Here is an 8822-nt window from a genome sequence, read left to right as displayed (position 1 = left end):
CCCGTGGCTGGTGTGCAAGCGCTCGACAGCGCAGGGCCTCACCGCGGCGCTTGCCGTCGTCGCCGCGGGCGCCTACGGCGTGTTCTTTCTCGCCGCCGTCGCCCTGCCAGCGACGCCGGTGAAGGTGCTGCACGCCGACAGGTAGGGGGACGGGTTTGTCCCTCCTCCCTCTGCGGGGGAGGGTGGGCCTCGCGTCAGCGAGAGTCGGGAGCGGGGAGCGACCTCTCCGGACAACGCGCTCCCCTCTCCCGACCCGCTGCGCGGGCCACCCTCCCCCGCTCAGGGGGAGGGAAAGACTGCGTCGAGTTCGGAGGAGAGGACGCCATGATCCCGATCCGCGATTGCCCCGCCCCCGATCCGCATCCCGCCGGCCCGACGCGCTACGCGGTGCCGGCGGGGGCGGTCGACAGCCATGCCCACGTGATCGGCCGGCCGCCGGCCCATCCGTTCGTGGAGAATCGCAGCTACACCCCGCCGGCGGCGCCGGCGCAGGCCTACCTGGCGATGCTCGACGCCACCGGCATGGCCCACGGCGTGCTGGTCCAGGTCAGCGTCCACGGAACCGACAACCGGCTGCTGCTGGAGACGCTGGCCGCGAACGCCGAGCGCCTGCGCGGCATCGCCGTGATCCCCCTCGGGCTGCCCGAGGGCGACCTCCGCGCGATGAAGGACGCCGGCATCGTCGGCCTGCGCCTCAACGTGCTCTACGGCGGCGGCATCGATTTCGCGGCGGTCGAGGCCTACGGCTCGCTCGCCCGCGAGATGGGCTGGCACCTGCAATTCCTGATCGACGCCCGCAGCCTGCCGCCGCTGGCCCAGCGCCTCTCGCGGCTGCCGGTGCCGTTCGTCGTCGACCACATGGGCCACATGCCGACCGCGGCGGGCCTTTCGGACCCGGGCTTTTCCACCCTCGTGGCGCTGGTGCGCGACGGCGCCTGGGTGAAGCTCTCGGGCGCGTTCCGCACCTCGGTGGCGGGCGCGCCCTACGCCGACACCATCCCCTTCGCCCGGGCGCTGAACGACGCCGCACCCGAGCGCTGCCTGTGGGGCTCCGACTGGCCGCACGTCGCCGCCTGGGACGGGCCGCCGAAGCTCGCGACGCTCCTCGACCTGATCGCCGACTGGGTGCCGGACGAGGCCAGGCGCCGAAGGCTCTTCGTCGAGAACCCGCGCGCGCTCTACGGCTTCGGCTAGGCCTGGGCTTCGGCTAGGCCTGGGGCTTCAGGTAGCTCCGACCGTCGAGATAGGCCTTGCGCCAGCGCTGGATCGCGACCCGCTCGAACAGGCCGGCCTTCGCGAACGGGTCCTCGGCGATGAAGCGCTCGGCCTCCGCCCGCGTCTCCACGTCGACGAGGTAGAGGCCGCCGCCCGCATCCGACCCGTCGTCGGACAGTTTCGCGCCGCAGGCGAGCAGCCGCGCGGCCTGGGCCTCCAGGAAGGCGAGGTGCTCGGCCCTCGCCGCGCGGCGCAGGTGCTCGTGGCCGGGCTTGTCGAAGGTCTCGATGATGAACGGCATGGCGGCTCCGGGGGCGGGCTGCGGATGGCGGCGATCGTTTGTGTAGCGCGGCGCAGGCGATGGCGCCCCCGGGCTTCCTGACACCCGCGGGCGGTTCTCACCGGTTCGCCCCGGCCGGGCGCGATCGCGCACCGGGACGCCGCTATAGGTGAAGCCGGCCGCGCGCGAGGCCTCGCGCACGGCGCCGGCCTGCCTCCGGACGCGGGGAAAAACCGCCAACCGGGCGAGGCCGGATCACCGAATCCGCGGGCGGGCACGCGGACCGGGTTCGCGACCACAAGCCCCCGGGAGGACGATCGTGGCAAGGACCATTCCCGCATCCGCGCTCGCTGCAGCGCTGTCCACGGCCGTGCTGCTCGCGGCCACGCCGGCCTCCGCCCAGTACGCCGACGGCGGCATCAGGATCGGCGTGCTGACCGACATGTCCGGCGGCTACTCGGACCTCGCCGGCAAGGGCTCGGTGACGGCGGCGCAGCTCGCGATCGAGGATTTCGGCAGGGCGATCGGCGGCCGCAAGGTCGAGCTGATCTTCGCCGACCACCAGAACAAGGCCGACATCGCCTCGACCATCGCCCGCCGCTGGTTCGACACGGAGGGGGTGGACGCGATCTTCGACACGAACTCGTCGGTGGCGGGGCTCGCCGTGCGCGAGGTCGCCCGCGCCAAGGGCAAGGTCGACATCAATTCCGGCGCCGGCTCGATGGCGCTGACCAACGCCGCCTGCTCGGCCACCGGCGCGCACTGGTCCTGGGACACCCACGCGCTCGCCGCCGGCACCGCCGCGGCGCTGGCCGACGACCCGAAGAACACCTGGTTCTTCATCACCGCCGACTACACCTTCGGGCACGACCTCGAGGCCCAGGTCACCCGCGTGGTGCGGGCCAAGGGCGGCACGGTGCTCGGCTCGGTCAAGCACCCGTTCCCGAACGCCGACTTCTCGTCCTACCTGATCCAGGCGCAAGCCTCGGGCGCCCGGATCATCGGCATGGCCAATGCCGGCGCCGACACGATCAACACCATCAAGCAGGCCGCCGAGTTCGGCATCGCCGAGGGCGGCCAGTCGCTCGGCGGCCTCAACATCTTCCTCACCGACGTCAACTCGGTCGGCCTGAAGGCGGCACAGGGCATGATCCTGACGACGGGCTTCTACTGGGACCTCGACGACCGCACCCGCGCCTTCGCGAAGCGCTTCGGCGAGCGCATGGGCGGGCGGATGCCGACCATGGTCCAGGCCGGCGACTACTCGGCGGTGCTGCACTACCTCAAGGCGGCCGAGGCGGCGGGCACCGAGGACGGCCTCGCGGTGATGGCCAAGATGCGTGCGCTGCCGATCGAGGACGCCTTCGCGCGCAACGCCAAGCTGCGCCCCGACGGCCGCATGGTCCACGACATGTACCTGGCGCGGGTGAAGACCCCGGCCGAGTCGAAGGGCCCGTGGGACTTCTACACGATCCTCAAGACCATCCCCGGCGACGAGGCCTTCCAGCCGCTGGCGCAGAGCACCTGCAGGCTGGTGACGAACCCGTGACCCCAGCCTTCCCTCTTCCGCAGAGGGGGGAGGGAAGGGGCCCCCCGCTCACAAGGCCGACGGGTGCCGGGCCAGCGGCGTCACCGTCACGCTCATGAACGGGAACAGCGGCAGGCCGGAGAGGATCGCGTGCAGCTCGTCGTGGTCGGCCACGTCGAACACGCTGATGTTGGCGTACTGCCCGGCGATGCGCCAGAGGTGCACCCACCGGCCCGATTCCTGGAGCGCCCGCGCCTGCGCCTTCTCCTCGGCCTTCAACCGGTCGAACTCGGCCGGCGGCAGCTGCGCGGGCGGATGGACGTCCATCCTGACGTGATACAGCATCGATGCGTCCTCGCGTCACGAGCCGGCGCTCGCCCCTCCCGGGAGCGCTCGGCCATCGCGTATCATGGACGGCGACCGTGCGGATGACGACCGCAGGCCCGAGCGATCCTTGCCGGTCGATCCGTCAAGGAATAATCTGCAGTCATTGACGACAGGCGCGCCCATGGCCGTGATGACGATCCGCAACATCGACGACGCGCTCAAGGCGCGCCTTCGCATCCGTGCCGCGATGCACGGCCGATCGATGGAGGACGAGGCGCGCGACATCCTGCGCTCGGCGCTCTCGAGCGAAGTTTCCCGCCCGCGCGATCTCGGCCGGGCGATCCATGAGCGCTTCGCGGCGCTCGGCGGCGTCGACCTGCCGGAGGTGCCGCGGGACCCGGGCCGGGAGCCGCCGAGCTTCGAGGCGTGATCGTCCTCGACACCAACGTCCTCTCCGAGCTGATGCGGGCGAGCCCCGAGCCGAAGCTCCTCGCCTGGCTCACCCAGCAACCGATCGCGGGCCTGTTCACGACGACCCTGACGCAGGCCGAGATCTTCTACGGCCTCGCCCTCCTGCCGGAAGGGCGGCGGCGCATCGGGCTGACGGAAGCGGCACGGACGATGTTCGAGGTCGAGATGGCGGGGCGGGTCCTGTCCTTCGACGGCGAAGCCGCCTCGGCCTACCCGGAGATCGTCGTCGGACGGCGCAAGGCCGGCCAGCCGATCAGCCAGATCGACGGACAGATCGCGGCAATCGTGCGGTCGCGCGGAGCGCGCCTCGCGACGCGCAACGCCCGGGACTTCACCGGATGCGGGATCACCGTCATCGATCCCTGGGCGTCCGCCTGACGGACGCGTCTCGACGGCGCGGGGCGACCCGGCGCCGGCCGAGCGCGTCGGCGCAGCCGGGAATGCGGCGCGCCCTCGACCGCCGCCCACGCCGGGCGGCCGTTGCCGGGCACATGCCGGAGGCGCCCGGCTTGCGCGAAAGGGGGTTGTTGCGGCGCGCGAAACCGGGTCCCCTGCCGGCACGATCGCGAGCCGAGGAGCCCTCATGTCCGACCTGAACGCACGGAAGAACGCGCCCTCGCTGGAGGCGTTCTGGATGCCGTTCACGGCCAACCGCCAGTTCAAGGCGGCGCCGCGGATGTTCGTGGCCGCCGACGGGATGCACTACACTACCGACGACGGCCGCCAGGTGCTCGACGGGACGGCGGGCCTGTGGTGCTGCAACGCCGGGCACGGCCGCCGCGGGATCGCGAGCGCGGTCGAGCGCCAGCTCGCGACGATGGACTTCGCCCCGACCTTCCAGATGGGCCACCCGATCGCGTTCGAATTCGCCGAGCGCCTGGCCGAGATCGCGCCTGGGCCGGCCGGCGCCGCGCTCGACCGGGTGTTCTTCACCGGCTCGGGCTCGGAATCGGTCGACACCGCGCTCAAGATCGCGCTCGCCTACCAGCGGGCGGTCGGCCAGGGCACCCGCACCCGGCTGATCGGGCGCGAGCGCGGCTATCACGGCGTCGGCTTCGGCGGCATCTCGGTCGGCGGCATCGTCTCGAACCGCCGGGCCTTCCCGACGCTGCCGGGCACCGACCACCTGCGCCACACCCACGACCCGGCCCGCAACGCCTTCACCAAGGGCCAGCCCGAGCACGGGGCCGAGCTCGCCGACGACCTCGAGCGCCTCGTGGCGCTGCACGGCGCCGAGACCATCGCCGCCTGCATCGTCGAGCCGGTGGCGGGCTCGACCGGCGTGCTGGTGCCGCCGAAGGGCTACCTCGAGCGCCTGCGCGCGATCTGCGACGCGCACGGCATCCTGCTGATCTTCGACGAGGTGATCTCCGGCTTCGGGCGGCTGGGCGCGCCCTTCGCCGCCGACTTCTTCGGGGTGACGCCCGACCTCGTCTGCACCGCCAAGGGGCTGACCAACGGCACCATCCCGATGGGCGCGGTCTTCGCCGGCCGCCACGTCCACGACGCGCTGATGAACGGCCCGGACGGGATCGAGCTGTTCCACGGCTACACCTATTCCGGGCACCCGGTCGCCTGCGCGGCGGGGCTGGCGACCCTCGACATCTACCGCGACGAGGGCCTGCTCACCCGGGCGGCGGACCTCGCCGACGACTGGGCCGCGGCGATGCACGACCTGCGCGGGCGCGCCCGCGTCGTCGACATCCGCACCATCGGCCTGATCGCCGGGATCGAGCTGGAACCGCGCCCCGGCGTGCCGGGCAAGCGGGCCTACGACGTGTTCGTCGACTGCTTCGCGCGCGGCCTGCTGATCCGCGTCACCGGCGACATCGTCGCGCTCTCGCCGCCGCTGATCCTGGAGCACGGCCAGATCGGCGAGATCGCGCAGGTGCTGGGCGACGCGATCGACCGGGTGGCGTGAGGCCGGGGGCCCGGTTCCGCAATCCGGGCGATGCGGGCACCTCCCCTCCCCCGCAGAGGGGGAAGGGAAGAGGCGTCTTCGCTGCAACGCAACGCACGCCCGCTGGTTGAACCCGCATACGAAGGCCGCGCGCCTTCGGCAGCGAGGGTCATGCATGACGGGTTCGGTTCTGATCGTGGGCGCCAGCGGCATCGTCGGGAGCGCGGCCGCCGAGCGGTTCTCCGCCGAGGGCTGGGCGGTGGCGGGGCTGGCGCGCAAGCCCGTGGCGCAGGACGGCGTCGTGCCCGTCGCCGCCGACCTGCAGGATCCGGCCTCCCTCCAGCGGGCGCTCGCGGGCCTCAAGCCGAGCCACGTGGTGCTCGCGACCTGGATGCGCCGCGACACCGAGGCCGAGATGATCCGCGTCAACGGCGCGATGGTGGAGAACCTGCTCGACGCGCTGCGGCCGGCGGCCTCGCTCCGGCACGTCGCCCTGGTCACCGGCCTGAAGCACTATCTCGGCCCGTTCGAGGCCTACGGGAAGGGCTCGGTGCCGCAGACCCCGTTCCGCGAGGACCAGGGCCGGCTCGACGTCGAGAACTTCTACTACGCCCAGGAGGATGCGGTGTTCTCGGCCGCCGCCCGCGACGGCTTCCGTTGGAGCGTCCACCGCCCGCACACGATCATCGGCAAGGCGGTCGGCAACGCCATGAACATGGGCACGACGCTGGCCGCCTACGCCACCCTGTGCCGCGAGACCGGCCGGCCGTTCCGCTTCCCAGGCTCCGGCATGCAGTGGAGCGGCCTGACCGACATGACCGACGCGCGGCTGCTCGCCCGCCACCTGCTCTGGGCCTCGACCAGCGCCGACGCGGCCAACCAGGACTTCAACGTCGTCGACGGCGACGTCTTCCGCTGGAGCTGGATGTGGGGCCGGATCGCGGCCTGGTTCGGGCTGACGCCCGAGCCGTTCGACGGCACGGTGCGGCCGCTCGAGGCGCAGATGGCCGAGGACGGCCCGGTCTGGGCCGAGATCGCTTCGCGCCACGGCCTCGCCGAGCCCGACCTCGCCAAGCTCGCCTCGCCCTGGCACACCGACGCCGACCTCGGCCGGCCGATCGAGGTGGTCACCGACATGAGCAAGAGCCGTCGGCTCGGGTTCCTCGCCTACCAGCCGACCGACGACGCGTTCTTCGACCTGTTCGCCCGCCTGCGGGCCGACCGGCTGATCCCGTGAGCCGCGCCTGACGGGACGGCCGGCGCGATCCCGCATCGAGCCGGCCGATGCCTCGCCCCGGCGGCGTAGACCGGCAAGGTCGCGCCAAGGGGAGATCTTGCGCATCCGAGGACCGTCCGGTCCTTATAGGGTGATCTTAACCGGGATCGACAATCACGGAGCCTTGCGACGAAGGATTCCGCGATGCTGGCCCATGTCTCGATCCGTGCGCGCCTGGTCGGCGCGGTGCTGGTGCTGTTCCTGCTGACGGCCGGGCTCGGCGGCTTCTGCTACGCGCGCCTGCACGCCCTCAGCACCGTGACCGACGCGCTCGCGGGCAATGCGCTGCCGTCCACCCGCATCCTCGGGCGGCTCGCCACCAACTTCGAGGCGCTGCGCAGCCGGCAGCTCGCCTACCTCGTCTCCAGCGACGAGCGGCGGCCGCAATCGCTGCCGCGGCTGCGCGCCAGCATGGCCGAGCTGGACGCGGACCTGAAGGACTATGCCGGCTTCGTCAGCCCCGGCGAGGAGGCGCTGTGGGAGGCGGTGAAGGCAACCGTGCCGGCCTACTCGGCGATGGGCGAGGAATTCCTGCGGCGGCTGCAGGCGGGCGACGCGAAGGGCGCGAGCGCGCACCTCCTCGACGGCATGCTCCCCGCGCTCAACGCCGCGCGCGCCGCGCTGAAGGCCGACCTCGCCTTCAACGACGCCGCCGGCCGGGCGAGCGCCGAGAGCGCCACGGCGCTCGGCGAGCAGGCGCGCTTCGCCATCGCCGTCGGCCTCGGCCTCGTCGCGGCGACGGCGGTGGCGGTCGGGTGGATGTCGGTGTTCACGATCTCCGTGCCGGTGCAGCGGATGGCCCGGGTGATGGACACGGTGGCGGCGGGCGACACCGCGATCGCCGTGCCGCATACCGGCGAGCGCAGCGAGATCGGCGCCATGGCGGCGGCGGTGCAGGTGTTCAAGGACAACCTGATCCGCACCCGCAAGCTCGAGGCCGACACGGCGCAGGCGCGGCTGGCGGCCGAGGCGCAGCGCAAGGCCGGCATGCGCCAGATGGCCGACGACTTCGAGGCGGCGGTCGGCGGGATCATCGGCATGGTGTCGTCCTCGGCGACCGAGCTGCAGGCCACCGCCCAGACCCTGACCGCGACGGCGACCGAGACGGCCGGCCAGTCCACCACGGTCGCGGCCGCGGCCGAGGAGGCCGGCACCAACGTCAACACGGTGGCGGCGGCCACCGAGGAGCTCGGCTCCTCGGTGGCCGAGATCGGCCGGCAGGTCGGCGGCTCGGCCGAGCTCGCGCATCTGGCCGTGCGCGAGGCCGACCAGACCGGCGCCCGGGTGCAGGAGCTGAGCGCGGCGGTGTCGCGGATCGGCGCCGTGGTCGGGCTGATCTCGGACATCGCCGGCCAGACCAACCTGCTGGCCCTGAACGCCACCATCGAGGCGGCCCGCGCCGGCGCGGCCGGCAAGGGTTTTGCCGTGGTCGCCTCCGAGGTGAAGGCCCTGGCCGAGCAGACCGCCAGGGCGACGAGCGAGATCTCGGGCCAGATCGCGCAGATCCAGGCCTCGACCGGTCAGGCGGTCGCCTCGATCGGCGGGATGACCGGGCGCATCCGCGAGATCAACGCGGTGGCCACCGCGATCGCGGCGGCGGTCGAGGAGCAGGGCGCGGCGACCCAGGAGATCGTGCGCAACGTCGGCCAGGCGGCGATGGGCACGGCCGAGGTGACCAGCAACATCACCGGCGTCGCCGGCGCCGCCGAGGAGACCGGGGCGGCCGCGACCCAGGTGCTCGGCGCGGCGTCCGAGCTGTCGCGCCAGTCCGAGCACCTCGCCGCCGAGGTCGGGCGCTTCCTCGCCACCGTGCGCGCCGCCTGAC

General features: G+C 72.8%; 9 protein-coding genes. 7 read left to right on the top strand and 2 right to left on the bottom strand.

Annotated elements, in window-relative coordinates; all coding sequences use genetic code 11:
* Nucleotides 1–324 precede the first annotated feature (324 nt).
* Nucleotides 325–1194, top strand: a complete 870-nt coding sequence (locus tag MKK60_RS14465; RefSeq protein WP_243986726.1) for an amidohydrolase family protein — start codon at nucleotides 325–327, stop codon at nucleotides 1192–1194.
* Between the two features lie 13 nt (nucleotides 1195–1207).
* On the opposite strand, the gene MKK60_RS14460 is transcribed toward MKK60_RS14465, so the two are convergent.
* Nucleotides 1208–1516 carry a YciI family protein gene (locus MKK60_RS14460; protein ID WP_147728656.1) on the bottom strand — a complete coding sequence of 103 codons (309 nt, stop codon included), beginning with the start codon at nucleotides 1514–1516 and terminating at the stop codon, nucleotides 1208–1210.
* Nucleotides 1517–1814: 298 nt separating this feature from the next.
* Between MKK60_RS14460 and MKK60_RS14455 the strand changes: the two genes are divergently transcribed.
* Entirely contained in the window at nucleotides 1815–3044 is a 1230-nt protein-coding gene (locus MKK60_RS14455; RefSeq protein WP_409567402.1) for an ABC transporter substrate-binding protein, read from the top strand.
* Nucleotides 3045–3092: 48 nt separating this feature from the next.
* Here the strand turns inward: MKK60_RS14455 and catC are convergent, their stop codons facing one another.
* Nucleotides 3093–3368: a muconolactone Delta-isomerase gene (gene catC / locus MKK60_RS14450; protein ID WP_243986724.1), complete on the bottom strand. Its 276-nt coding sequence runs from the start codon at nucleotides 3366–3368 to the stop codon at nucleotides 3093–3095.
* 163 nt (nucleotides 3369–3531) lie between these two features.
* Between catC and MKK60_RS14445 the strand changes: the two genes are divergently transcribed.
* The 5 genes from MKK60_RS14445 to MKK60_RS14425 all read left to right on the top strand — a co-directional run bounded on the left by MKK60_RS14445 (nucleotide 3532) and on the right by MKK60_RS14425 (nucleotide 8821).
* Nucleotides 3532–3780: a FitA-like ribbon-helix-helix domain-containing protein gene (locus MKK60_RS14445; RefSeq protein ID WP_147728654.1), complete on the top strand. Its 249-nt coding sequence runs from the start codon at nucleotides 3532–3534 to the stop codon at nucleotides 3778–3780.
* Nucleotides 3777–4199 (top strand): type II toxin-antitoxin system VapC family toxin, encoded by a 423-nt coding sequence (locus MKK60_RS14440; RefSeq protein WP_243986722.1) that lies wholly within the window; start codon nucleotides 3777–3779, stop codon nucleotides 4197–4199. Before MKK60_RS14445 ends, MKK60_RS14440 begins: the two co-directional genes overlap by 4 nt.
* Nucleotides 4200–4404: 205 nt before the next feature.
* The gene (locus MKK60_RS14435) at nucleotides 4405–5742 is read left to right on the top strand and encodes an aspartate aminotransferase family protein (protein ID WP_409567401.1); all 1338 of its coding nucleotides are present in this window, start codon (nucleotides 4405–4407) and stop codon (nucleotides 5740–5742) included.
* Between the two features lie 154 nt (nucleotides 5743–5896).
* Nucleotides 5897–6958 carry an SDR family oxidoreductase gene (locus MKK60_RS14430; protein WP_243986720.1) on the top strand — a complete coding sequence of 354 codons (1062 nt, stop codon included), beginning with the start codon at nucleotides 5897–5899 and terminating at the stop codon, nucleotides 6956–6958.
* A 183-nt stretch (nucleotides 6959–7141) separates the two neighbouring features.
* Entirely contained in the window at nucleotides 7142–8821 is a 1680-nt protein-coding gene (locus MKK60_RS14425) for a methyl-accepting chemotaxis protein (RefSeq protein WP_243986717.1), read from the top strand.
* The last annotated feature ends 1 nt before the right edge of the window (nucleotide 8822 follow it).

The sequence above is a fragment of the Methylobacterium sp. J-092 genome, from assembly GCF_022829325.1.
Lineage (GTDB): Bacteria > Pseudomonadota > Alphaproteobacteria > Rhizobiales > Beijerinckiaceae > Methylobacterium.
This window is presented reverse-complemented; position numbering and strand designations above follow the sequence as displayed.

Excerpts from the sequence above, each read along its gene's own strand:
- MKK60_RS14465 (WP_243986726.1), top strand. The coding sequence starts at position 325 with ATGATCCCGATCCGCGATTGCCCCGCCCCCGATCCGCATCCCGCCGGC.
- MKK60_RS14460 (WP_147728656.1), bottom strand. The coding sequence starts at position 1,516 with ATGCCGTTCATCATCGAGACCTTCGACAAGCCCGGCCACGAGCACCTG.
- catC (WP_243986724.1), bottom strand. The coding sequence starts at position 3,368 with ATGCTGTATCACGTCAGGATGGACGTCCATCCGCCCGCGCAGCTGCCG.
- MKK60_RS14445 (WP_147728654.1), top strand. The coding sequence starts at position 3,532 with ATGGCCGTGATGACGATCCGCAACATCGACGACGCGCTCAAGGCGCGC.
- MKK60_RS14435 (WP_409567401.1), top strand. The coding sequence starts at position 4,405 with ATGTCCGACCTGAACGCACGGAAGAACGCGCCCTCGCTGGAGGCGTTC.
- MKK60_RS14430 (WP_243986720.1), top strand. The coding sequence starts at position 5,897 with ATGACGGGTTCGGTTCTGATCGTGGGCGCCAGCGGCATCGTCGGGAGC.
- MKK60_RS14425 (WP_243986717.1), top strand. The coding sequence starts at position 7,142 with ATGCTGGCCCATGTCTCGATCCGTGCGCGCCTGGTCGGCGCGGTGCTG.